At 63.3% G+C, this 25235-nt stretch carries 20 protein-coding genes; all 20 read right to left on the bottom strand.

Going from position 1 to position 25235, the window contains the following annotated elements:
- Positions 1-67 precede the first annotated feature (67 nt).
- Positions 68-838 carry an enoyl-CoA hydratase gene (locus tag P0D71_RS33095; protein WP_408302517.1) on the bottom strand — a complete coding sequence of 257 codons (771 nt, stop codon included), beginning with the start codon at positions 836-838 and terminating at the stop codon, positions 68-70.
- Positions 839-992: 154 nt separating this feature from the next.
- Positions 993-2192 (bottom strand): acetyl-CoA C-acyltransferase, encoded by a 1200-nt coding sequence (locus P0D71_RS33100; RefSeq protein ID WP_408186514.1) that lies wholly within the window; start codon positions 2190-2192, stop codon positions 993-995.
- 185 nt (positions 2193-2377) lie between these two features.
- Positions 2378-4813 carry a 3-hydroxyacyl-CoA dehydrogenase/enoyl-CoA hydratase family protein gene (locus P0D71_RS33105; protein ID WP_408302515.1) on the bottom strand — a complete coding sequence of 812 codons (2436 nt, stop codon included), beginning with the start codon at positions 4811-4813 and terminating at the stop codon, positions 2378-2380.
- Positions 4814-4951: 138 nt separating this feature from the next.
- Positions 4952-6739, bottom strand: a complete 1788-nt coding sequence (locus P0D71_RS33110; RefSeq protein ID WP_408483625.1) for an acyl-CoA dehydrogenase C-terminal domain-containing protein — start codon at positions 6737-6739, stop codon at positions 4952-4954.
- A 99-nt stretch (positions 6740-6838) separates the two neighbouring features.
- Positions 6839-7438 carry a TetR/AcrR family transcriptional regulator gene (locus P0D71_RS33115; RefSeq protein ID WP_091796739.1) on the bottom strand — a complete coding sequence of 200 codons (600 nt, stop codon included), beginning with the start codon at positions 7436-7438 and terminating at the stop codon, positions 6839-6841.
- Positions 7439-7861: 423 nt separating this feature from the next.
- The gene (locus P0D71_RS33120; RefSeq protein WP_408483626.1) at positions 7862-9430 is read right to left on the bottom strand and encodes a tetratricopeptide repeat protein; all 1569 of its coding nucleotides are present in this window, start codon (positions 9428-9430) and stop codon (positions 7862-7864) included.
- A gap of 284 nt (positions 9431-9714) precedes the next feature.
- Positions 9715-10974 (bottom strand): cardiolipin synthase ClsB, encoded by a 1260-nt coding sequence (gene clsB, locus P0D71_RS33125; RefSeq protein WP_408483627.1) that lies wholly within the window; start codon positions 10972-10974, stop codon positions 9715-9717.
- The gene (gene nudB / locus P0D71_RS33130; protein ID WP_091796742.1) at positions 10971-11474 is read right to left on the bottom strand and encodes a dihydroneopterin triphosphate diphosphatase; all 504 of its coding nucleotides are present in this window, start codon (positions 11472-11474) and stop codon (positions 10971-10973) included. The genes clsB and nudB overlap by 4 nt, the downstream gene beginning before the upstream one ends.
- A 169-nt stretch (positions 11475-11643) precedes the next feature.
- Positions 11644-13443 (bottom strand): aspartate--tRNA ligase, encoded by a 1800-nt coding sequence (gene aspS, locus P0D71_RS33135; RefSeq protein WP_091796743.1) that lies wholly within the window; start codon positions 13441-13443, stop codon positions 11644-11646.
- Positions 13444-13506: 63 nt separating this feature from the next.
- Positions 13507-14160 (bottom strand): DUF502 domain-containing protein, encoded by a 654-nt coding sequence (locus P0D71_RS33140; protein WP_091796744.1) that lies wholly within the window; start codon positions 14158-14160, stop codon positions 13507-13509.
- Between the two features lie 75 nt (positions 14161-14235).
- Positions 14236-14622 carry an FmdB family zinc ribbon protein gene (locus P0D71_RS33145; RefSeq protein WP_408186519.1) on the bottom strand — a complete coding sequence of 129 codons (387 nt, stop codon included), beginning with the start codon at positions 14620-14622 and terminating at the stop codon, positions 14236-14238.
- Between the two features lie 182 nt (positions 14623-14804).
- The gene (locus P0D71_RS33150) at positions 14805-15428 is read right to left on the bottom strand and encodes a class I SAM-dependent methyltransferase (RefSeq protein WP_408483628.1); all 624 of its coding nucleotides are present in this window, start codon (positions 15426-15428) and stop codon (positions 14805-14807) included.
- 23 nt (positions 15429-15451) lie between these two features.
- Positions 15452-17029 (bottom strand): ubiquinone biosynthesis regulatory protein kinase UbiB, encoded by a 1578-nt coding sequence (gene ubiB, locus P0D71_RS33155; protein ID WP_091796747.1) that lies wholly within the window; start codon positions 17027-17029, stop codon positions 15452-15454.
- Between the two features lie 15 nt (positions 17030-17044).
- Positions 17045-17689: a ubiquinone biosynthesis accessory factor UbiJ gene (locus tag P0D71_RS33160; RefSeq protein WP_091796748.1), complete on the bottom strand. Its 645-nt coding sequence runs from the start codon at positions 17687-17689 to the stop codon at positions 17045-17047.
- 153 nt (positions 17690-17842) lie between these two features.
- Positions 17843-18838 carry a Tim44 domain-containing protein gene (locus P0D71_RS33165; RefSeq protein ID WP_408483629.1) on the bottom strand — a complete coding sequence of 332 codons (996 nt, stop codon included), beginning with the start codon at positions 18836-18838 and terminating at the stop codon, positions 17843-17845.
- 38 nt (positions 18839-18876) lie between these two features.
- Positions 18877-19608, bottom strand: coding sequence for a bifunctional demethylmenaquinone methyltransferase/2-methoxy-6-polyprenyl-1,4-benzoquinol methylase UbiE (gene ubiE / locus P0D71_RS33170; protein ID WP_091796750.1), 732 nt, complete (start codon positions 19606-19608; stop codon positions 18877-18879).
- Between the two features lie 66 nt (positions 19609-19674).
- On the bottom strand, positions 19675-20088 hold the full coding sequence (locus P0D71_RS33175) for a gamma-butyrobetaine hydroxylase family protein (protein WP_408483630.1): 414 nt from the start codon (positions 20086-20088) through the stop codon (positions 19675-19677).
- 78 nt (positions 20089-20166) lie between these two features.
- Entirely contained in the window at positions 20167-20595 is a 429-nt protein-coding gene (locus P0D71_RS33180) for an HIT family protein (protein ID WP_408483631.1), read from the bottom strand.
- A gap of 34 nt (positions 20596-20629) precedes the next feature.
- Complete coding sequence (locus P0D71_RS33185) at positions 20630-24724, bottom strand: DUF3683 domain-containing protein (RefSeq protein WP_408302502.1); 4095 nt, start codon at positions 24722-24724, stop codon at positions 20630-20632.
- Between the two features lie 215 nt (positions 24725-24939).
- Positions 24940-25235: hypothetical protein (locus P0D71_RS33190; protein ID WP_408483632.1), on the bottom strand; the 296-nt coding region annotated here is incomplete at its 5' end.

The raw sequence follows: 25235 nt of genomic DNA on the forward strand, positions 1-25235 counted from the left end.
AGCTGGGCAGTCCGTTCTACGCCAGAACGCTCGCGCTCACAGTGCTTCAAGCGCTCCGGCGCACCGCTCAGTCGAACTGCCGGAAGTCCGGCTTGCGCTTCTCGAAGAACGCCTTGAACGCCTCGCGGGCTTCGGGCGCGAGCAGCATCTTGCCGAAATGCACGGCTTCTTCCGACATCTGCGTTTGCAGTTCCTGGTGGCTCGCGCGCTTCATCAGGCTCTTCGTCACGCGCAATGACGAGGCCGGCAGCGCGGCCAGCTTCGCGGCTTGCGAAGCGGCGAAACCGTCGACTTCTGCGGCGGGCAGCACGCGATTCACGAAGCCCATGCGTTGTGCCTCGGTGGCGTCGAACGCTTCGCCGAGCAGCAGTTTCTCCGCCGCCGCCTGATAGCCGCCCACACGCTGCAACAGCAGACTCGACGCCGCTTCCGGGCACAGGCCGAGTTGCGCGAACGGCAGCGAGAAGCTCGCCGTGTCGGCGGCGTAGACCAGATCGCAATGCAACAGCAAGGTCGTGCCGATCCCAACCGCCGGGCCCGCCACCGACGCCACCACCGGCTTCTCCGCCGAACTGATCGCGCGCAGGAACTGGAACACCGGCGCGTTTTCGCCCATCGGCGGCGTCTTCATGAAATCTTCGAGATCGTTGCCGGCGCTGAAAATGCCCGCGCTGCCGCGAATCAGGATGGCGCGCACCGCGGCGTCGCCTTGCGCTTCGACTAGCGCATCGGCCATTGTCTGATACATCGCTGCCGTGATCGCGTTCTTCTTGTCGGGCCGGTTGAAGGCAATCGTCAGCACGCCGTCGGCGCGCTCGACCAGAATATCCATCGTCATCTCCTCGTACTCCTGCTCAGAATGTAAAAACGGTTCGCAAGCCGGATGGCCTGCGAACCGTTGCGCGGTGCCTAACGGGCCGCCCCGAGGGTCGCCCCGAGCCTCGCCGTATAGACCGAAGCGAATGCCGGACTGAACACTGCGGCGAGCACGCTCACAGCCGCTCGATGATGCCCGCTGCGCCCATGCCCGTGCCGACGCACATCGTCACCATGCCGTACTTGTAGTTACGGCGGCGCAAACCATGCACCACGGTCGACGCACGAATCGCGCCCGTCGCGCCCAGCGGGTGGCCGAGTGCGATCGCGCCGCCGAGCGGGTTGATCTTCGCCGGATCCAGACCGAGGTCCTGAATCACCGCCAGCGATTGCGCGGCGAACGCTTCGTTCAGCTCGATCCAGTCGAGGTCGTCGATCTTCAGGCCGGCGGCCTTCAGCGCGGCGGGAATCGCTTCCTTCGGGCCGATGCCCATGATTTCCGGCGGCACGCCGCGCACGGCGAAGCTGACGAAACGCGCGAGCGGCGTCAGGTTGAATTCCTTCAACATTTTTTCCGACACCACGATCAGCGCGCCCGCGCCGTCCGAGGTCTGCGAGCTGTTGCCCGCCGTCACCGAACCCTTGTTCGCGAACACCGCGCGCAGCTTGGCCAGACCTTCGAGCGAGGTTTCCGCGCGCGGACCTTCGTCGAGCGAGACTTCGCGGGTCTTCACGCGGACTTCGCCGGTTGCGAGATCGGGGAAGCGCTCGGTGATCGTGTAGGCGGCGATTTCGTCGTTGAACTCGCCGGCCTGCTGCGCGGCGATCGCGCGGCGGTGCGATTCGACCGAAAACGCGTCTTGCGCTTCGCGGCTGATCTTCCAGCGCTCGGCGACCTTCTCCGCTGTCAGGCCCATGCCGTATGCAATGCCGATGTCTTCATTGCGATCGAAGATATGCGGCGACATGGACGGCTTGTTGCCCATCATCGGCACCATGCTCATCGATTCGCAGCCGCCCGCGATCATCGCGTCCGACTCGCCGACGCGGATGCGGTCCGCCGCCATCGCCAGCGCCGTGAGGCCCGACGCGCAGAAGCGGTTCACCGTCACGCCACCGACGGTATTCGGCAGGCCGGCCAGCAGCGCGCCCATGCGCGCCACGTTCAGGCCTTGTTCCGCTTCCGGAATCGCGCAGCCGATGATCGCGTCTTCGATCACCTTCGTGTCGAGGCCGGGCACTTGCGCCACGGCCGACTTGATCGCGTGCACCAACAGTTCGTCGGGGCGCGTGTTCTTGAACATCCCGCGCGGCGCCTTGCCGATCGGCGTGCGGCTCGCGGCGACGATGTATGCGTCTTGCAGTTGCTTTGCCATCTGAATCTCCTTTGTCGACCGGAGTTAGCGCTTCAGCGCTTACTCCGGTCCCATGCAGTCTTATCGCGGTCGACCGGAGTTAGCGCTTTACCGCTTACTCCGGTCCCATGCAGCCTTATCGCGGTCGACCGGAGTTGGCGCTTTAGCGCTTACTCCGGTCCAATGCACGTAGTGCGGTCGCTCGCTCAGTTGCGCACCGGCTTGCCGGTTTGCAGCATGCCCATGATGCGTTCCTGCGTCTTTTGCGTGCCGAGCAGATCGACGAACGCGCGACGCTCGAGTTGCAGCAGCCACTCTTCATCGACCAGACTGCCCGCTTCCACGTCACCGCCGCACACCGCTTCCGCGATACGGCTAGCAATCAGGAAATCGTGCTCGCTGATGAAACGGCCATCACGCATGTTGACGAGCGACGCCTTGATGGTCGCGATCGCCGAGCGGCCGGCCACCGGCACTTGCGTGACCCGCAGCGGCGGACGGTAACCCGCCACCGACAACGCGCGCGCTTCCTTCTTCGCGACGTCGAGCAGTTCGAATACGTTGAAGACGATCGTGTCGGACGGCTTCAGGTAGCCCATTGCGCGGGCGTCGAGCGCGGAGGCCGAGACCTTCGCCATCGCCGCGTTTTCGAACGACTTCTGCACGAACTTCAGCAGGTCGTTGGTCGCGCCGACTTGCGTCGCCGCTTCCGCCGCGCGCAGCGCCGCTTCCTTCAGGCCGCCGCCCGCGGGCACGAGACCCACGCCGACTTCCACCAGACCGATATAGCTTTCGATGTGCGCGACCCGCTTCGCGCTATGCAGCGCCAGTTCGCAACCGCCGCCGAGCGCGATGCCCGACACGGCCGAGATGACCGGCACGCTGGCGTACTTCACGCGCAGCATGCCTTGCTGGAATTTCTTCACGAACGGCTCGATGCCCTTCGCGCCGCCCATCATGAAGGCCGGCATCGCTTCTTCGAGGTTGGCGCCCGCGGAGAACGGGCCGCCCGGCGTGCCGAGCTTGAGCGACGTCGGCTGCCACACCACCAGGCCCTTGTACTCCTTTTCGGCCAGTTCGATCGCCTGCGTCAGACCGTCGATCACCGACGGTCCGATCGTGTTCATCTTGCTCTTGAACGAAACGATCAGCACGTCGTTCTCGCCGGCGCGATCGTCGACCCATGCGCGCACGGCGTCGGTTTCGAACAGCGTCTTGCCGTAGGTCTTCGGATCAGCCGCGGTTTCGCCGACCAGCGGCGCACGGAACACCTGCTTGTCGTACACCGACAGCGACGAGCGCGGTACGAACGTCCTGGAAGCCGGCGACCACGAACCTTCGTTCGTATGCACGCCGCCCTTCTCGGCCACCGGACCTTCCAGCACCCAAGACGGCAGCGGCACGTTCGAGAGCGCCTTGCCGGCCGCGATGTCTTCCTGCACCCACTCGGCGACCTGCTTCCAGCCGGCCGTCTGCCAGCCTTCGAACGGGCCTTCGTTCCAGCCGAAGCCCCAGCGGATTGCCAGATCGACGTCGCGCGCGTTGTCGGCGATCGACTCCAGATGCACGCCGATGTAGTGATACACGTCGCGGAAAATCGCCCACAGGAACTGCGCCTGCGGATGCTGCGATTCGCGCAGCAGCTTCAGACGCTCCGCCGGCGGGCGCTTGAGGATGCGGCCGACCAGTTCGTCCGCCTTAGCGCCGCCGTCCACGTACTCGCCGGTTTTGGCGTCGAGCACCTTGATCGCCTTGCCTTCCTTCTTGTAGAAGCCGCCGCCGGTTTTCTGACCCAGCGCGCCCTTCTTTACGAGTTCGGCCAGCACGGCCGGCGTTTCGTAGACCGGATAGAACGGATCGTCCTTCAGCGTGTCCTGCATCGTCTTGATGACGTGCGCCATCGTGTCCAGACCGACCACGTCGGCGGTGCGGAAGGTGGCCGACTTCGCGCGGCCCAGACGTGCGCCCGTCAGATCGTCCACTTCGTCGAAACGCAGGCCGAATTTCGCGGCTTCGGTCACGACGGCGAGAATCGAGAAAATCCCCACGCGATTGGCGATGAAGTTTGGCGTGTCTTTCGCACGCACAACGCCCTTACCGACCACGCTGGTCAGGAACGACTCGAGTTGGTCGAGAATTTCCGGACGCGTGGTCGCGGTCGGAATCAGTTCGACCAGGTGCATGTAGCGCGGCGGATTGAAGAAGTGCACGCCGCAAAAGCGCGCCTTCAGTTCGTCCGAGAAACCTTCCGACAAGGCGGTAATCGACAGACCCGACGTGTTGGTCGCGAAAATCGCGTTCGGCGCGAGATGCGGTGCGACCTTCTTGTACAGGTCGTGCTTCCAGTCCATGCGCTCGGCAATCGCTTCGATCACGAGGTCGCATTCAGCGAGCTTCTCGATGTCGTCGTCGTAGTTCGCGGGCTGGATGTATTGCGCGTCGTCCTTCACGCCGAACGGCGCCGGCGACAGCTTCTTCAGATTCTCGATCGCCTTCAGCGCGATCGCATTCTTCGGGCCTTCTTTTGCCGGCAGATCGAACAGCAGCACGGGCACCTTGGCGTTGATCAGGTGCGCGGCGATCTGCGCGCCCATCACGCCGGCGCCGAGCACGGCTACCTTGCGAATGATCAGATTGCTCACGTCGTTCCTCCGGAGAGTTATGCGAGGTCGCGAAGCTTCGATGGACGCTTCGCGTTGTGTGATTGAGGAGAGACGCCGCGAGTTCGACACGCGCGGCGCCTGCCTTGATGTGATTGCCTGACGCCTGAAAACAGCGGCTTAGAACAGCGCTTCGTCGACTTCCATCATCGATTTCGAGCCGGCACGCGCCTGACGGATCGTCATGGCCGTTTCCGGCAGCAGCTTCGCAAAGTAGAAGCGTGCCGTGGCGAGCTTCGCCTTGTAGAACGGATCGCCCGATCCTTCCTTGTCCAGCGCGATGCGTGCCATGCGCGCCCAGAAGTACGAGAACACCAGGTGGCCGACCGTGCGCAGATACGGCACGGCGGCGGCGCCGACTTCGTCCGGGTTCTGCATGGCCTTCATGCCGATTTCCATCGTCAGCTTCTGCACCTTTTCGCCGATGTCGGCGAGCGGGTTGATGAACTCCTGCATCTCCGGCTTCACGCCTTCGGCTTCGACGAATTCGGACACCAGCTTGCCGAACTTCTTCATCTTCGCGCCCATGTCGCCGAGGATCTTGCGGCCGAGCAGGTCGAGCGCCTGAATCGCGTTGGTGCCTTCGTAGATCATGTTGATGCGCGCGTCGCGCACGTACTGCTCCATGCCCCACTCGGCGATGAAGCCGTGGCCGCCGTAGATCTGCATGGCGTGGTTGGTGCTCTCGAACGCGTTGTCCGACAGGAACGCTTTCAGGATCGGCGTGAGCAGCGCGACGAGGTCGGCGGCTTCCTTGCGCACCGATTCGTCAGCGTGCGACAGTTCCTTGTCGATATGCAGCGCGGACCAGTACGAAAAAGCGCGCGCGCCTTCGGCGTAGGCCTTTTGCGTGAGCAGCATGCGGCGCACGTCCGGATGCACGATGATCGGATCAGCCGCCTTTTCGGGCGCCTTCGGGCCGGTCAGCGAACGCATCTGCAGACGCTCTTTCGCATATACCAACGAGTTCTGATAGCCGACTTCGGTCAGACCCAGGCTCTGCATGCCGACGCCCAGGCGCGCGGCGTTCATCATCACGAACATGGCGTTCAAGCCCTTGTTCGGCTCGCCGACGAGCCAACCCTTGGCGTTGTCCAGATTGATCACGCAGGTGGCGTTGCCGTGAATGCCCATCTTGTGCTCGATGGAACCGCACTTCACGCCGTTGCGCTCGCCGGGTTCGCCCGCCTCGTTGGGCACGAACTTCGGCACGATGAAGAGCGAAATGCCCTTGGTGCCCTTGGGCGCATCCGGCAGACGCGCGAGCACCAGATGAACAATGTTCTCCGCGAGATCGTGTTCGCCGCTGGAGATGAAAATTTTCGTGCCGCTGATCGCGTACGAGCCGTCGCTGTTCGGTTCGGCCTTGGTGCGCAGAATGCCGAGATCGGTGCCGCAATGCGGCTCGGTCAGACACATCGTGCCGGTCCACACACCGGCGACGAGCTTCGGCAGATAGCGTTGCTGCAATTCCGGCGTGCCGTGCGCATGCAGACATTCGTACGCGCCGTGCGAGAGACCCGGATACATGGTCCACGCCTGATTCGCCGAGTTCAGCATTTCATACAGCGCGTTATTGACGAACGCGGGCAGACCCTGGCCGCCGTATTCCGGATCGCAGCCCAACGCGGGCCAGCCGGCTTCGACGTACTGCGCATAGGCTTCCTTGAAGCCCTTCGGCGTGGTCACGACGCCGTCGCCGACGTATGTGCAGCCTTCCTGGTCGCCGCTGTGGTTGAGCGGGAACAATACTTCGGAGCAGAATTTGCCGGCTTCTTGGAGCACCGCGTTGATCGTGTCGGCATCGAGATCCGCGTGCTTCGGCATCTGCTTGATTTCGGCTTCGACGTTAAGCAGTTCGTGCAACACGAATTGCATGTCGCGCAGCGGCGCGGCGTACTGTCCCATGACTCTCTCCCAAGTTTGACAAGAAGCCAGGCCGTTAGCTGAGTCCGTGGATCGGAACTTTCTGCGCCGCTGAATCCGCCTTAGTTGGCGGCGACGCCGCTAACGGCTTTCGCTCTGATACGAAACAATCAATTTTTCCAGCGCGGCCCACGTGAGACGCACCGCATCCGGCAAGTGCAGGAAGCGCGCGTCGTGATGCAGACCGAGCGTGAAGCTGTACAGTTCGAACAGCATCAGTTGCGGATCGGTGTCGGCGCGCAGATGCCCTTCTTCCATTGCCTGCGAAATCGCGCGAGTGAGCGCCGCACGCCAGATCGTCACGCTCGACACCAGTTGTTCACGCACCGGGTTATCCGCGCGGTCGTCGTATTCGACGGCGCCGCTGATATAGATGCAGCCGGTAGTGACTTCCTGAATGCGTTTCTCGATCCAGCGGGAAATCATCGCGCGCAAGCGCGGCAATCCACGAGGCTCGCGCAAACTCGGGAAGAACACCTCGTCTTCGAAACGACGGTGATATTCGCGCACGACTTCAACCTGCAAATCCTCGCGCGACCCGAAATGCGCGAACACACCGCTTTTGCTCATCTGCATGCGCTCAGCCAGCAAGCCGATCGTCAGACCTTCGAGTCCGTCGCGGCTGGCCAGATCAAGTGCTGCTTCGAGAATTGCGGCTCGCGTCTGTTCGCCTTTTCGCATAGCTTTTTTACCGTTCTAATGTGACCGAAAGAAAATCGAACGGCCGTACTATTATTGAGTGCTGCCGTCCGCGAAACAAGGACTTTATTAGAAACCGGTTTCTAACCTGGTTTCAATTCTGCGGCATCCGTCAATCAGAGGAATGAGATTTTTTAGAGGCGTTTGCCTTGAGGCGGTCTTTGCCTACCGAAAGGCTCGCTTCCCGGATCAGTACAGCCGGCCGATATCATGCAGCAAGTCGGCGCGAATCCAGAAGGATTCGGCATATCACGAGTATAGGAAGGCCACGGCGACAGGGTGAATCGCAGCGCGCAACGACCGGCGATCGTTCCGTGAGACGTCGGCCCGACACAGTGTTGCCGCTGCTTCGGCTGCCGGCTCAGGGTCGCTCGCCAGGACCATACGGGAAGGGAATGCACCGCATCAGGACGCGTTGTCTTGCCGTGGGAAAGTCTGGATAAGAGCGACGGCAACCCGCGCCAGCACGTCATGCCAATCGGCGCGCCTCGTCTGCGTGAAAAGACGCAATCCGGGATACCACGGGCTGTCGTCCCGGCCATACAGCCAGCGCCAGCAACCCGCGAAACGGTTGAGCAGCCAGACCGGCTTGCCCATTGCCGCGGCGAGATGGGCGACCGAGGTATCGACCGAAATCACCAGATCGAGGTTGTCGATCAGCGCCGCGGTGTCCGCGAAGTCGGCGATTTCATCGGTCCAGTCGATCAGGTGCGCCCGGGCGGCGGCGTCGGGAAGCTTGTCGGGATCGTCGGTCTTTTGCAGACTGATCCAGCGCACGTGAGGCATCGCCAGCAAAGGTGCGATTTGCACGGCAGCGAGGCTGCGCAAACCGTCCACGGCAATGCCGGAATGACCGCCCGCCCACACGACGCCAACGCGCGGCAGCTGCGGGGCCGGCAGCGCTTCGAGCCGCGCGCGCCAGGCGGCGGCGAGCCGGGCGTCGGCATGGAGGTAGGGCAGCGCGGCCGGGATTGTCGCCACTTGCGTGGCGAACGCCATTGGCAGCGACATCATCGGAATATGGCGGTCCCACTGCGCCAGATCGACGGGCACAGCGTCGAGCAACACGAGGCCCGGCCAGCGTGAACACAATGACCGTTCATAGAGGCGCCGTAAGGCCGGCGGGCACACATAGCCGACCCGGGCAAAGTGCGCGAGCGCCAGCGGCAGGTAGCGCACGAACTGCAAGCTGTCGCCCAAGCCTTGCTCGTGAAGCACGAGAAGGCATTGCGCCGATGCGCCCGCCGCTTGCGCGCCCTGGATGTGAGAGACGCTCTCGCCCGACCAGCGCGGCAGCGGCACCTCCACCGGCGCGGGCGCGGGGCGGCCATCGGGCAGCTTGAAACTGACCCAGCGATCCTCGAAATATGGCCACGCTTCGTCGTAGCGGCCGGTCGCAAGCAAAGCCATGGCAAGGTTATTACGCGCGACGAGGTTGGCGGGCGCCAGTTCAATCGCGCGCCGGTAGTGACGCTCGGCTTCGTCCATTGCGCCGAGGTCCGCGCAAACGCGACCCAAATTGTTATGCGCCGCCGAGTTGACCGGATCGAGTTCGAGCGTGCGCCGATAGCCCACCGCGGCGTCCTCGATATGACCGAGATGTTGCAGCGTCAACGCCAGGTTGTAGTGGAACGCGGCAAAGTCAGGCTGGATCGCGAGTCCCTGCCGAATAGTCTGCACCGCACCGGCGAAATCTCCCAGGTTCAGCCGAATCGCGTAGAGCGTGTTGAACAGAATCGGCTCCGGCCGAATCCGGATCGCGCGCTCGAGCCAGCGCAGCGCGTCGTGCGCCTCGCCGGACGCCAGCGCGAGCAGGCCTCGCAAGTGAATGGCGCCGACATGCTCCGCGTCCTCGGCGAGGATCCGCTCGACGAGTGTCTGCACCACATCGTGGCGGCCTGTTTGATAGGCGTGCACGGCCTCGTCATGGAGACTCGAAAGGTCGACTGCCTGCGATGAAGGGAAAGTGGACATGTTTGGCGAATGCGTATCCGGATGCGTAAGCATTACGCTGCCGATCCGGTTGCCGTGAGCGCGCAGTCGAAACGGCAGCGAGGCTTGACGAGCGGGGGAGTTGAGTGGCGCGTGCAATTCGCCGGGTCGCCCGATCGATAAGGAGCGCAGATTATGTTTGCCAGAGAGGCGGCCCGTCTCTAGGACCGTTCCGAAACGTGGCATGCCGTGCGTCGATGCATGGCAAGAAGGCTTAAGCATTGCACTTGAGCCTGCCGAGCGTGGCTCAGCGCGTTGCCACGCAGTCAGTCATATCCGCCGACCGTGAGCAGCTTCATCACCGCGCGGTAGGTCGTGTAGGCGAGCCAGTTGAGCACGCGCTCACTGGCCGGGCGGGCGTCGTAGCGCGCCTCGTCGATGCGGCGCGAGTCCTTGAAGGCGACGAGGATCGCCTCGCGCAGCGGGTCGATCGACGGGTCGTTCACCAGCACGACATTGGCTTCGTTGTTGAGCATCAGGCTCAGCGCATCGAGGTTCGACGAGCCGACCGTCCCCCAGTTCGAATCCACCACCGCGACCTTGCCGTGCAGCAGCGTTTTCTCATACTCCGCGATCTGCACGCCGGCCTTGAGCAACGAGCAATACAGAAACGGCACCGCATAGTCGAGCGCCTTGAATTCCTTGCGCCCGATAATGAGCTTCACCTCCACGCCGCGGCGCGCGGCGTACACCAGCGCGCGCCGCAGCTTGCGCCCCGGCATGAAGTACGGATTGGCGAGCAGTACTTCGTTGCGCGCCTGCCCGATCGCCGCCAGATAGGCCTTCTCGATGGCGCGCCGATTGATCAGGTTGTCGCGCGCGACGAACGCCACGCAAGGCTGACCGCCCGCCCACAACTCCTCGTTACGACGGCGGCGGCGCCGGCGCAGACTGCCGAGCGAAGCCGTGGTGCTCGGCCCGAGATCCGGCGCCATGGACTCGAGCGGCCGATGCCCGAGGCGAATCCGGCGCCACTGCACCTCGAACGCCTGGCGGATATCACCGACCACCGGCCCGTGCAATTCAACGGCGAAGTCCCAGCGCCGATACGGCAGCTTCTCGCCGTTGTTCTCGTAGTCGTCGACGATGTTGATCCCGCCGCAGTAGGCGAACTGATCGTCGATCACCGCGAGTTTGCGATGCGTACGCGAGAAGCCGAAGCGGCCGAACAGGTGCGGGTTGTAAATGCGATGATCGATGCCGGCGTCGGGCCACTCGTTGAACATCGGCAAGCGCGCGGTGCCGATGCCGTCGGTGATCACGCGCACTTTGACGCCGCGCTCGGCGGCACGCTTTAGCGCCGCGCTGACCGCCTGCCCGGCGTTGTCGTAGCAGAAGATATACGTCTCGAGCACCACGTCGCTCTGCGCGGCGTCGACCCGTGCGATCAGTGCGCTGAAGAACTCTTCGCCGGAGCGCAGCAGCTTGACGTCGTTGCCGCTGGTGAACCGGTAGCGCTGCCAATAGCGGCGGCCGAGCAGCGCTTGCCGCAGTCGGGCGAAACGGCGCGCGCCGCCGACGCTCATCGGCCACGCTCCGTGGGATGCCCGGCGACAGCACGCGCACCGAGCCGCTTAGGCAACTGCAGGATCGCATCCGCATTCGACGAGGAAAAACAGCGCGATGCCGCCTCGTCATAGGGCAGCCACAGAAATGCGGTGTGCTCGCGTGGCGCCAGCGTGACTTCGAGTTGCTCGGGCACCTGCAGGCTGAACCAGTGTTCGGTGTTGTGGATCACGCCTTCGGCGTAGCGATGCCGGAACTCCGGGTAAATCTCATATTCGATCGAATACTGCCAGTCGAACAACGCGCTCTGCGGCACGCGCTCGCTGCCCACCACAATGCCGGTCTCTTCGGCGACTTCGCGCGCCGCCGTCTCGACGAGCGGTTCATCGAGTTGATCTTTGGAGCCCGTGACCGACTGCCAGAAACCGGCGTGATCGGCGCGCTCGATCAACAATACGTCGAGCGCGGGTGTATGAATGATGACGAGTACGGATTGCGGAATCTTCGGCGGTTTCGGCATGGCGTAAAAACTGGGAGCAACGCTTGCGCGGTACAGGTCGGAGAGTGGTTCGACGAGCGGTCGAACACAGTTGCATCGACTGTAACGCAAAAAACGGAAAAGGCGCATGAGCGCCTTTTCCGGTTGCTTCTGCTGTCGTTTTCAGACAGCACTGACTGCCTTCAGTCCATTACGCCTTCGGTTCCGGCTGACGCAGACGGATGTGCAACTCGCGCAGCTGGCGCTCGTCCACTTCGCTCGGCGCCTGCGTGAGCAGACACTGCGCGCGTTGCGTCTTCGGGAACGCGATCACGTCGCGGATCGAATCGGCGCCGGCCATCATCGTGACGATGCGGTCCAGACCGAATGCGATACCACCGTGCGGCGGCGCGCCGTATTGCAGCGCGTCGAGCAGGAAGCCGAACTTGGCTTGCGCTTCTTCCGCGTTGATCTTCAGCGCACGGAACACCTTGCTCTGCACTTCTTCACGGTGAATACGCACCGAACCGCCGCCGATTTCCCAGCCGTTCAGCACCATGTCGTAGGCCTTGGCGAGGCAGCGCGCCGGATCCGTTTCCAGATACTCGAGGTGCTCGTCTTTCGGGCTCGTGAAAGGGTGATGCGCGGCCACGTAACGGTTGTCTTCCTCGTCGTATTCGAACATCGGGAAGTCGACCACCCACAGCGGCTTCCAGCCGGTCTCGACCAGACCGTTCGCCTTGCCGAATTCCGAATGACCGATCTTCAGACGCAGTGCGCCGAGGCTGTCGTTCACCACCTTCGCGCGATCCGCCGCGAAGAAAATGATGTCGCCGTCTTGCGCGCCGGTGCGCTCGATGATCGCCTTGACCGCTTCGTCGTGCAGGTTCTTGACGATCGGGCTTTGCAGACCGTCACGGCCCTTCGCGACTTCGTTGACCTTGATCCACGCCAGACCCTTCGCACCGTAGATGCGCACGAATTCCGTGTAGCTGTCGATATCGCCACGCGAGAGCTCGCCCCCCTTCGGCACGCGAATGGCCGCGACGCGGCCGTCTTTCGTGTTGGCCGGCACGCTGAACACCTTGAAGTCGACGTCGCGGACAGCATCCGTGAGGTCCGTGAATTCGAGCTTCACGCGCAGGTCCGGCTTGTCCGAACCGAAGCGGCGCATGGCTTCCGAATACAGCATGACCGGGAATTTTTCGTCCAGCGCGACGCCGATCGTTTCCTTGAACACATGACGGATCATGTCTTCGAACAGATCGCGAATTTCCTGTTCCGACAGGAACGAGGTTTCGCAGTCGATCTGCGTGAATTCCGGCTGACGGTCGGCGCGCAGGTCTTCGTCGCGGAAGCACTTGACGATCTGGTAGTAACGATCGAAGTTCGCCACCATCAGCAGCTGCTTGAACAGCTGCGGCGACTGCGGCAGCGCGAAGAACTGGCCCGGGTTCGTACGCGACGGCACGAGGTAGTCGCGCGCGCCTTCCGGCGTGCTCTTGGTGAGCATCGGCGTTTCGATGTCGATGAAGCCCAGCGAGTCGAGATACTTGCGCGCCTCGATCGCGACGCGGTAACGCAGACGCAGATTGTGCTGCATCTGCGGACGGCGCAGGTCCAGCACGCGGTGCGTAAGGCGCGTGGTTTCCGACAGGTTGTCGTCGTCGAGCTGGAACGGCGGCGTGATCGACGGGTTCAGCACGATCAGCTCATGGCACAGCACTTCGATCTTGCCGCTCTTGAGCGCGGCGTTCGTGGTGCCTTCCGGACGAGCGCGAACCACGCCCTTGATCTGCAGGCAGAACTCGTTGCGCACGCCTTCGGCCGCCTTGAACATCTCTGCGCGGTCGGGGTCGCACACGACCTGAACGAGGCCTTCGCGATCGCGCAGGTCGATGAAGATGACGCCGCCATGGTCGCGGCGGCGGCTCACCCAGCCGCACAGCGAGACGGATTGGCCCAGCAGTTCTTCGGTCACCAGACCGCAGTATTCAGATCTCATCGACATGATGTTTGTCTTTCGTTTTGCATTGGTTGAACGGCGCGTGGCATTAAAACGCTACGTGCCGCGTTACAGCGGAGGCTCGACTGTCGTGCGGCGCACCGGCGCCGGAGGCGCGGACGGCGCCACGACGCCCATCGAGACGATGTACTTGAGCGCAGCGTCGACCGTCATGTCGAGCTCGATCACTTCACTCTTGGGCACCATCAGGAAGAAGCCGGACGTGGGGTTCGGCGTAGTCGGCACATACACGCTGACGTGATCTTCTTTCAGGTGGTTGAGCACGTCGCCGCCCGGGATACCGGTCAGAAACGCGATCGTATAGGAGCCGCGGCGCGGGTACTCGATCAGCAGCGCCTTGCGAAACGCGTTGCCGCTGCTCGACAACAGGGTGTCGGACACCTGCTTGACGCTGGTGTAGATCGGGCCGACCACCGGAATGTGGGCGACCACGACTTCCCACCACTTCACGAGCTTCTGCCCAATGAAGTTCTGCGTCAACAGCCCAACGACAAAGATGAACGCCAGCGTGAGCACCGCCCCGAGGCCGGGCAGGCGGAAGCCGAACAGGCGCTCCGGCTGCCACGCGCGCGGCAGCAGCAGCAGGGTCTGGTCCATCGTGCCGATGATCAGACCGAGCACCCACAGTGTGATGGCCAGAGGCACCAGCACCAGCAGGCCAGTCAGGAACACCGATTTGAGCGTCGTTTTTTTCGTCGTCATGTGTACCGCCAGAAAGCCGCGCTGGCCGAGACCCAACGCGCGGCGTGTGCACCGCCCCGCAGGGCGGCAGTCCCACTAGGCGCTGCCGGAACCGCTCGAACTCGCCGAAGCGGCCGGTGCGGCAGCAGGCGCGGACGGCGTTGCGGCCGCGCTCGATGAACCGGCCGAAGCCGTGTCGGTTTGCGCTGCGGCGCCATTATTGGCGCCCGCATTTTCGCCGGCGGCGCCATTCGAGGCGCCATTGGCGTCGGGCTTGGCAGGCGCGCTCGTGCCGCCATTGCCGCCGCGAAAATCAGTCACGTACCAGCCGGAGCCCTTCAACTGAAAGCCGGCAGCAGTGACCTGCTTGCGAAAAGTGTCTTTCCCGCACTCGGGACATTGCGTCAACTGGGGGTCGCTCATCTTCTGAAGCACATCCTTCCCGAAGCCGCATGATTCGCAACGATAAGCGTAGATCGGCATGATCCTTTTCCCTACTGAAATCTTGTAAACGCTTGCAAAGCCTTGAATTATAGCCGCAAACGATGCCCCTCCCCCGGATTTTGGGGTCGAGCGCCCGACGTAGGCGCCGCCCAGTCAAGTGGGGGCAGCCGCGGTTGAATCAAGTGCGGCCCGCGCCGCCGGGGAGCGTCGCAGCTACGCCCTCAAGCGCGGCGGCGCCAGGTTAGCCAGCGCTCACGTCCCGCGAAGACGGCGATCGAATCGTGCACGGCTTCGTCTTCGATCAATTCGAAGTACGGTGAGAGCAGCGCGTCGAGTTCCGCGCGCTCGATGCCGAACGGCGGCCCTTTCGGCGTCGCGCCGAGGAAAAAGAAGCCCGCGAGCAACGCGCCGTGAGGCAGCAGCTCCGCCATTCGGCGTGCGTAGTCAATGCGGCGCGCCAGTGGCAGCGCGCAGAGAAACGCGCGCTCGTAAATCCACGCGGGCGTGAACGGCGGCTCATACGCGAAGAAGTCCGCCTGCTCCACCAGTTGCGCGTGCTGCGCGCCCAGCTGCTCGTGCGCCGCTGCGACGGCGGCCGGCGAAAAGTCGATGGCCCGCACCGGGTTGCCCTGCCCGGCCAGCCAAAGCGCTTCGTATGCACTGCCGCAACCTGGAATCAGCACGGCGGCGCCGCTATGGCGAGCGGCGAACGCCTGAAACGCGGACGGCACGCCCGCCTGATCCCACGGCATGAAACGGCGCTCGAAGCGCTCGTCCCAGAAAGCAGGCGAGTTGGGATCGCGCGTTTCGAAGTCGGGCGCGGAAGGCTGGGTCGGGTCGCTCATCAAATACCTCGTTGAGAATGCAATCAACCGCCGTAGGCGAACGCAAGAAACACCCGCGCCAGCGCCGCGCCGACGCCGACCGCCACGCCAAACAGCAGCAAACCTTGCAACAAACGATTGGTGCGTTTCTGCTCGAGCAGAATCTGGCGAATCATTTCGTCGTTTGCACCGCGCGCGTGGTCGTGGCGCTCGGCCAGCACGTGATGAATCAGGCGCGGCAACTGCGGCAGCGTCTTGCTCCACTGCGGCGCCTCGATCTTCAGGCGCTCGTACCAGCCGCGCAGCCCGATCTGTTCGTTCATCCAGCGTTCGAGGTAGGGCTTGGCGGTCTTCCACAGATCCAGCTCAGGATCGAGCGAACGGCCGAGCCCTTCCACGTTCAGCATGGTTTTTTGCAGCAGCACGAGTTGCGGCTGGATTTCGACATTGAAGCGGCGCGAGGTCGAGAACAGCCGCATCAGGACCTGGCCCAGCGAGATATCCTTCAACGCGCGGTCGAAGTACGGTTCGCAGACCGCGCGGATCGCGCTCTCGAGTTCCTCGACGCGGGTAGTGGGCGGCACCCAGCCCGACTCCAGATGCAGCGTGGCGACGCGATGGTAGTCACGCTTGAAGAATGCGAGGAAGTTCTGCGCGAGGTAGTTCTTATCGAAGTCCGACAGCGCGCCGATGATGCCGAAGTCGAGCGCGATATAGCGGCCGAAGTGCTTCGGATCGAGACTCACCTGAATGTTGCCCGGGTGCATGTCGGCATGGAAAAAGCCGTCGCGGAACACCTGGGTAAAGAAAATCTCGACGCCTTCGCGCGCCAGCTTCGGAATATCCACGCCGGCGGCGCGCAGCGTTTCCACCTGGCTGATCGGCACGCCGACCATGCGCTCCATGACCAGCACCGTGGGCGTGCAGAACTCCCAGTACATCTCCGGCACCAGCAGCAGATCGAGCCCGGCGAAGTTGCGCCGCAACTGGCTGCCGTTGGCCGCCTCGCGCATCAGGTCGAGCTCGTCGTGCAGATATTTGTCGAATTCGGCGACAACTTCGCGCGGCTTCAGACGCTTGCCGTCGGCCCACAGGCGCTCGGCCCATACGGCGATGTCGCGCAGCAACGCGAGGTCGGAATCGATCACCGGCAGCATGTTCGGGCGCAGCACCTTCACGGCGACAGCCTTGCCCGCGTGCTGGCCGGCCTTCACTGTGGCGAAGTGCACCTGCGCGATCGAGGCGCTCGCCACCGGCACTCGCTCGAAGTCGTCGAACAACACGTCGACGGGTGCGCCGAGCGACTTTTCGACCAGTCCGATCGCCACCGCCGAATCGAACGGCGGCACCTGATCCTGCAGCTTGGCCAGTTCGTTGGCGATATCCACCGGCAATAGATCGCGCCGGGTGGACAGCACCTGCCCGAACTTGACGAAGATCGGCCCGAGGCTTTCCAGCGCAAGCCGCAGACGCACGCCCGGCGGGGCGTCGAACTTGCGGCCGATGGTCGTGATACGCAGCAACAGACGCACGCGCCGGTCATTGACGCGGCTGAGCATCATCTCATCGAGACCGAAGCGGATGACCGTGAAAAAAATCTTGAGGAAACGCAGAAAACGCATAGTTGTGCCCGGTGACTAGCGCGTGCCGCGCGACGTGGCGGCGCCGCTCGGCGCAAGAGCGCCGCGGGCTTCGACCTTCTGTTCAAGACGCTCGATGCGTTTTTCCACGCGCGCGAGTGCGTCGCGCGCGCGGGCCAGTTCGACGTTGAAGTCCTCGAGCGCGGCGCGGCGCACCAGTTGCGGATTCTCGTCGAGCAGATATTCGGCGGCGGTGTCGAGCAGGTTGCGCCCGGTGCGCTGCACATGTTCGCCGACCGTGCGCACAACTGACGCCACCCGCCACGCAGGGCCGTCGCCGATGAATTTCGCCAGATCCTCTTCCGGCTCCCAGCGCAGATGTTCGGCGAGCTTGGCGATCACGGTGGCGAATTCGGCGTCGCCTTCGATCTTGACGTGCTTCATCACCGCCGCCTGGCCGCCTTGCACGAAGGCGGGCAGCGCGTCGGAAGGCACCGAGATGGTCACGTCGAACTGTTGCGCCTCGGTAGCGGCGACGGCGCTCAGATAGCCGTCCGGTTGCACCAGCAGCATCAGCACGACCGGCGGACAGGACAGCTTCGCGGTCTTGCCCGCGTAGGGGGCGAGGCGCTCACGAGCCCACGATTCGCGGGCGAGCAGATGATTGACAGCAGCAGCGAATGGCTTGGCGGCGAGGGTCATTGAAAGTGGCAAGAAAAAACCCGCGCGAGCGAGGTGCCCGCGCGGGTTCCTATTGTAACGTCCGTTCGCTTCGCGGCTCGCTATGCCGAACGGCCAACGCGAGGAGCCCGGTCAGGAGGTGTGGTCCTGCCGCGGCCCCGGCGCGCGGTTGTCTCAGTGCTGCGCCACCTGCTGGATGCCGGCCAGCAGCCAGCCTTCGCCGGGGCGGTTCGCCTTGGACAGGTTCCAGACTTCGACGAACGGCTCTGCCGCCGCGCCCGGCGCTTCGCGGATCAGGCCCGAGAAGCGCACGCTGGCGAAGTATTCGTTCGCACGCTCTTCCACGCCCAACAGCTCGGCGTTGAGTTGCACCACGTCGGTCTGATTCGTCTCGGCACCGCGCGAAGACAGATCGACCTTCACCTCGGCGAACATTTCCGGCGTGGTGAATTCGCGGATGTCTTCCGTGTTGCCGACGTCCCAAGCGGCTTGCAGGCGCACGAAATAGACCTTCGCGTTACGCAGAAACGCTTCCGAATCGAAGCCGGCCGGCACGACCGGCGCGGCGTTGATGGTCGGCGTGTTCAGCGGATTGCCTTGCGGTTCGACATACGAGCCGGTAGGCGGGGCGTTATAACGCGGTTCCTGCGGTGAGTAGCCCGTGCCGCTCGAATTGAACGACGGCGAGCTGCCCGCGTAAGCCGGTTGCGCCGCGTCGCGCTTGCGGCCCATGAAGCGGCGAATCAGCCAGATACCGATCATCGCAATGATCGCAATCACGATGATATTGGCCATGGCGCCGGCGAACGCGCCGCCCAGACCGAAGTGCGACAGCAAAGCGGCGATGCCCAGACCGGCCGCCAGACCGGCGATCGGTCCCAGCCAGCGCGAACGGTTAGGCTGCGCGGCCGGCGTCGGCGCGGGCGCCGGTGCGGGCTGCGCGCGCTGCTGCATCGCCTGATTGCTTTGGGAAGGTTGCGACGGAGCGGATTGCTGCGTCACGCTATTCGACTGACGGCCAATACTGCGGCCACCGCCCATGCGGCGAGCTTCCGCATCGAGCGAAGCGAGGGAGCCGGCCATGATCAGGCCGACCATCGCGATCAGTCCGATTCTTCTCACCAGCGACCGCTTAACCTTACGGGGAGATAACGCACCTGAATCGGACATTTTCGTACTTTCCTCTAAAAATCGATGGGTTAGGAACCCTAGTATTTGGTCCCCACATGTAAAGCTACCACGCCAGCTGACAAATTGTAATATTTGACGCCGTCCAGGCCCGCTTGTTCCATCATTGTTTTCAAAGTTTCCTGGTCCGGATGCATCCGGATCGATTCAGCGAGGTATTGATAGCTCTCGGCATCTTTCGCGAAGCGTTGGCCCAACCACGGCAACACCTTAAAAGAATAGACGTCGTAGACCTTCTTGAGCGGATCCCACACCTTCGAAAATTCCAGCACCAGCAAACGCCCGGCCGGCTTCAGCACGCGCCGCATTTCCGCCAGCGCGACGTCCTTGTGCGTCATGTTGCGCAGGCCGAAGGCCACCGTCACCACGTCGAAGTAGTTGTCCGGAAAGGGAATTTTCTCGGCGTCGCACAGCAGCGCAGGGGTGATCACGCCCTTGTCCAGCAGGCGGTCGCGGCCCACCCGCAGCATCGATTCATTGATGTCGGTATGCCAGACTTCGCCGGTTTCGCCGGCCTGCTTCGCGAACGCCTTCGACAGGTCGCCCGTGCCGCCCGCGATATCGAGAACCTTGTAGCCCGGCCGCACGTTGGCCTGGGCGATCGTGAACATCTTCCACGCCCGGTGCAACCCGCCCGACATCAGGTCGTTCATCAAGTCGTAGTTGGCGGCAACCGAGTGGAACACGCCCGCCACCTTCTGCGCCTTGTCCTGTTCGTCGACCGATTGAAAGCCGAAGTGGGTTTTGCTCATCGCGCTTGTCCTTTCGCGTATTCTGAAATGTTGCGCCGCATCAGTGCGGCGATGGGGCGAATCGTATCAGTGACAGTGCCCGTGCGCAGCGCCGGCCTGGACCATGGGCATATCGCGATCGACGCCCGCCGCCTGCAGTTTGGCGAGATACGCGCCCCAGAGTTCATCCTGGCGCACCGCCATGTCGTACAACAGGTCCCAGGAATAGATGCCGGTGGCGTGGCCGTCGGAGAAAGTCGGCTGCAGCGCGTAGTTGCCGACGCCTTCGATCATCGTGATGGTCACTTCGCGCTTGCCGGTCTGCAGCGTTTCCTGGCCGGGCCCGTGGCCCATCACTTCCGCCGACGGCGAATACACGCGCAACAGTTCGAACGGCAGGCGATACGATTCGCCGTTTGCGTACTGCAATTCGAGTACGCGCGATTTGGAATGGACGACGACGCCGGTCGGCACCGGAGTATCGGGAGTCAATCCGCTCATGTTGACCTCATAGAGAACGCCGCCGCGAGTTTTCTTGCCCTTCAGGAGCCTCGCGCGACGCAACAGGTTCAGGGGCGCTCAACCAAGAGCCTGTTCGATTTCCTGTCGCACCGCTTCACGCAGCAAGGTAGCTTGCGCGCGACGCGACGACAGCATGGCTTCGGACACCGTGCGCTGGCGCGGCGCCCAGATGGGCAGTGGAAAATGCGCGTCGTTCGAAAAACGCGGGATCACATGCCAGTGCACGTGCGGCACCTGGTTGCCGAGGCTCGCCAGGTTGACCTTCGCCGGCTGAAGGATGCGCCGGATCGCGCGCTCGACCGCATACACGACCTTCATCACGCGATCACGGTCGTTTCCGTCGAGGTCGGAGAACTCGGCCACGTGCTCGTTCCAGATCACCCGGCAAAAGCCCGGGTAATCGTGTTCGTCGGCGAGGACGACACGCAAGGTGTCGTCGTGCCACAGCACATCGCCGCCATCTTCACGGCAAAAAACGCAATCCATCGTCGTCCTCAGGCAAAAATCGTCAGTCGTGCCATTAAACCAGCACGCGCTCGATTCCGCCATTGTTCGCCCGTTGCACGTAGTCGACCATCCAGTCTTCACCGAGCACGTGACGTGCCATCTCGACGACGATGTAATCCGCCTCGATGCCCGCGTCTTCGTTGTACCGCGACAGGCCTTGCAGGCAGGACGGGCAGCTCGTGAGGATCTTCACGTCGGTGGCGCCCTTCGGCTGCGGACCGTCGCCGGCCTTCAGGACGGAGCCGTCCGGCGCGCCCGCCGAACCGGCCGACGCATTGGCCGGATTGATCCCGTTCGCGCCGGCTTCGGCAACCAAAGGAATGCCGCGCAGCTTCGCCGCGCCCTTGCGGATCTCCTCTTCCTTGCGGAAGCGGACCTGCGTCGAAATGTCAGGACGCGTGACCGCGAGCGTGCCGGACTCGCCGCAGCAGCGATCGTTCTTCTCGATCTTGTAGCCGTCTTTCTCCGAGCCCATCAGCTGATTGACGAGCTTGACCGGGTCCATCGTCTTGATCGGCGTGTGGCACGGGTCGTGATACATGTAGCGAACGCCGTTCACGCCGTCGAGCTTCATGCCTTTCTCCAGCAGAAACTCGTGGATGTCGATAATCCGGCAGCCCGGGAAGATCTTCTCGAATTCGTAGCCGGCGAGCTGGTCGTAGCACGTGCCGCACGACACCACCACCGTCTTGATGTCGAGGTAGTTCAGCGTATTGGCGACGCGGTGGAACAGCACGCGGTTGTCCGTGACGATCTGCTCGGCCTTGTCGAACTGGCCCGACCCGCGTTGCGGATAGCCGCAGCACAGATAACCCGGCGGCAACACGGTTTGAACGCCCGCTTCCCACAACATGGCCTGGGTGGCGAGACCCACTTGCGAGAACAGACGCTCGGAGCCGCAGCCCGGGAAGTAGAACACCGCTTCCGTGTCGGCGGTGGTCGTCTTCGGATTGCGGATGATCGGGACGATCTTGTTGTCCTCGATATCGAGCAACGCGCGCGCGGTCTTCTTCGGCAGGTTGCCCGGCATCTTCTTGTTCATGAAGTGGATCACCTGCTGCGTGACCGGCGGCTTGCCGACGGTTGCCGGCGGGTGCGCCGTCTGCTTCTTCGTAAACTTCTTCAGCACTTCGTTGCCGAGGCGCTGCGCCTTGTAGCCGACGCCCATCATCGCGGTGCGCGCGAGGTTGATGGTCTGCGGGTTGGTCGCGTTGAGGAAGAACATGCCGGCCGCGTTGCCCGGATTGAACTTCTTCTTGCCCATCTTGCGCAGCAGGTTGCGCATGTTCATGGTGACGTCGCCGAAGTCGATCTTCACCGGGCACGGCGTCACGCATTTGTGACAGACGGTGCAGTGATCCGCGACGTCGTTGAATTCGTCCCAGTGCTTGATCGACACGCCGCGGCGGGTCTGCTCCTCGTACAGGAACGCCTCCACCAGCAGCGAGGTGGCGAGAATCTTGTTGCGCGGGCTGTACAGCAGATTGGCGCGCGGCACGTGGGTCGCGCACACCGGCTTGCACTTGCCGCAACGCAAACAGTCCTTGATCGACTCGGAAATCGCGCCGATGTCAGACTGCTGCATGATCAGCGATTCATAGCCCATCAGGCCGAACGACGGCGTGTAGGCGTTGCGCAGGTCGGCGCCTTCGAGCAGCTTGCCCGCGTTGAAACGGCCATGCGGATCGACGCGCTGCTTGTACTGGCGGAACTCGCTGATCTCGTCTTCGGTCAGGAATTCGAGTTTGGTGATGCCGATGCCGTGCTCGCCGGAAATCACGCCGTCGAGCGAACGCGCCAGCTTCATGATGCGCGCGACTGCCGTGTGGGCGTCCTGCAGCATCTCGTAGTTGTCGGAGTTGACCGGCAGGTTCGTGTGAACGTTGCCGTCGCCCGCGTGCATGTGCAGCGCGACGAACACGCGGCCACGCAGCACCTGCTTGTGGATCGCCTGGGCTTCCTCGAGGATCGGCTTGAACTCGCCGCCGTTGAAGATCTGCCGCAACTCGGCGCGAATTTCCTGCTTCCACGACACGCGAATCGTACGGTCCTGCGTGACATGAAACACGGTGGCATCGGGCTGCGCGTCCGCACGGTCGGCGAACTTCTCCGCCAGCGCTTCGTAACCGAGACCGACCAGATAGTGCTGCGCTTCACGAAGCGACAGATCGAGCTTGTCACGCAGGAATTCCCAACGCGTGCGCACGCGCTTGAGCAGATCGAGAGCCTGCTGCACGCGGTCTTCGAGCAGTTCGGCGCTCGGGATTTCGTTGGCGTCGTCGCTCTTGCCGAGCGGCAGCTTGCCGGCCTGGAAGAACGCTTCGAGCGCGTCGACCAGTTGCAGCTTGTTCTTGATCGACAGCTCGATGTTGATGCGTTCGATGCCGTCCGTGTACTCGCCCATGCGGTCGAGCGGAATCACCACGTCTTCGTTGATCTTGAACGCGTTGGTGTGCTTGGCGATTGCCGCCGTGCGGCTGCGGTCGAGCCAGAAACGCTTGCGCGCCTCGGCATTGACCGCGACGAAGCCTTCGCCGCTCTTGCCGTTGGCCATGCGCACGACTTCCGAGGTGGCTTGCGCGACCGCGTCCGCATCGTCGCCGACGATATCGCCGATCAGCACCATCTTCGGAAACGCGTTGCGCTTGCTCTTGGTCGCATAGCCGACCGCACGCAGATAGCGCTCGTCCAGATGCTCGAGGCCCGCGAGAATCGCGCCGCCCTGCTTCGACGTCTCGAACAGATAATCCTTGATTTCGACGATGCTCGGAATCGCATCGCGCGCCTGACCGAAGAATTCGAGGCAGACGGTGCGCGTATGCGCGGGCATCTTGTGCAGCACCCAGCGCGCGGACGTGATCAGCCCGTCGCAGCCTTCTTTCTGCACGCCCGGCAGACCGGCGAGGAATTTGTCCGTGACGTCCTTGCCGAGGCCTTCCTTACGGAACACGCGGCCCTTGATGTCGAGCGCTTCCGTGCGCAGCAGCTTTTCGCCCGGCGCGTAATTGCCGTCGAACCATTTGAGCTCGAAACGCGCGACTTCGATGTCGTGAATCTTGCCCATGTTGTGGTCGAGGCGCGTGACTTCGAGCCAGTTCCCTTCCGGGTCGACCATGCGCCACCAGGCGAGGTTGTCGAGCGCCGTGCCCCACAGCACCGCCTTTTTACCGCCCGCGTTCATCGCGACGTTGCCGCCCACGCAGGATGCATCCAGCGAGGTCGGATCGACGGCGAACACGAAGCCGGCCTGCTCGGCCGCCTCGGTCACGCGGCGCGTGACCACGCCCGCGCCGGAGAAAATCGTCGCGACTTTACGATCGACGCCCGGCAATTCGGTCATTTCGACCGCGCCCAGCTGTTCGAGCTTTTCGGTATTGATGACGGCGGAGAACGGCGTGAGCGGCACCGCGCCGCCGGTATAGCCCGTGCCGCCTCCGCGCGGAATCACGGTCAGGCCGAGCTCGAAACACGCCTTGATCATGCCGGCGATCTCGGCTTCGGTATCCGGCGTGAGCACCACGAACGGATATTCGACGCGCCAGTCGGTCGCGTCGGTCACGTGCGAGACGCGGGACAGTCCGTCGAACTTGATGTTGTCCTTTTCCGTGACCTTGCCCAGCACCTTGGTCGCGCGCTTGCGCAGATCGTAGGTCTTCTGGAATTCGCTAGCGAATTCGTCGACGGCGCGGCGCGCGGCCTGAACCAGCGTTTCGACGCGCGCGGCGCGGTCGACGCCCGCTTCATCGCCGTGTTCGGTCAGATCGGCGCGGCGGCGCTTCTCGATCTCGCTCAAACGGTGATGCAGCGCCTCGATCAGCATCGCGCGGCGCTTTGGGTTGTCGAGCAGGTCGTCCTGCAGGTAAGGATTGCGCCGCACCACCCAGATGTCGCCGAGCACTTCGTACAGCATCCGCGCCGAACGGCCGGTGCGGCGTTCCGCGCGCAGTTCGGCAAGCGCGGCCCAAGCGGCGTCGCCTAGCAGGCGGATAACGATTTCACGGTCGGAGAACGACGTGTAGTTATAGGGAATTTCGCGCAGACGCGCTTCGGGATCGGCGGCCACCGCAGCGGCGGCCCCGTGCGGATCGAAAACTTGAGGTGCGTTCATGTTTGGACGACTCGGTGGGTCAACCCGGCGCGCTCATTGGTGAGGCGCCGGCTGACGGTGCGCGTGGCGCGCAATGCTGGAAATTTTCTTGGGGAGCGAAGCACGACCGACGGTCAACCCACACCGGTCGCTTCGTGGCGCTCAGATACAGCTACACGATCGTGCGTGGCGGACGAGACGCTCCGCCGCGGGGCAAGACTCACGCGGGGCGGGCATCAAGTGGGCGATCCGAGGCTGCCAGTGCATCTTCCGATCCTTATTCCAAAATGGAATTCTACCGCATGATCCCACCACGCGTTGACGGGTGAAATCAGATCTGCGCCGGGGCTTTGAGCAATTTCGCGGTAAATCGCTCGACGAAACCGCAACACCCGATTGACCGACCGAACGGTCGGGCGAAACTTCACGGCGCCGCTTCGGTGCATCAGCCGGAAGCCTGAGCGTACACCGTTGGCGCTATCATTGACCCTTTCCTGTCTCGCAAAGCGCACCGCGCCACCCGCATGGCCTC

The sequence above is a fragment of the Paraburkholderia sp. RL17-383-BIF-A genome, assembly GCF_046028015.1.
Taxonomy (GTDB): Bacteria; Pseudomonadota; Gammaproteobacteria; order Burkholderiales; family Burkholderiaceae; genus Paraburkholderia.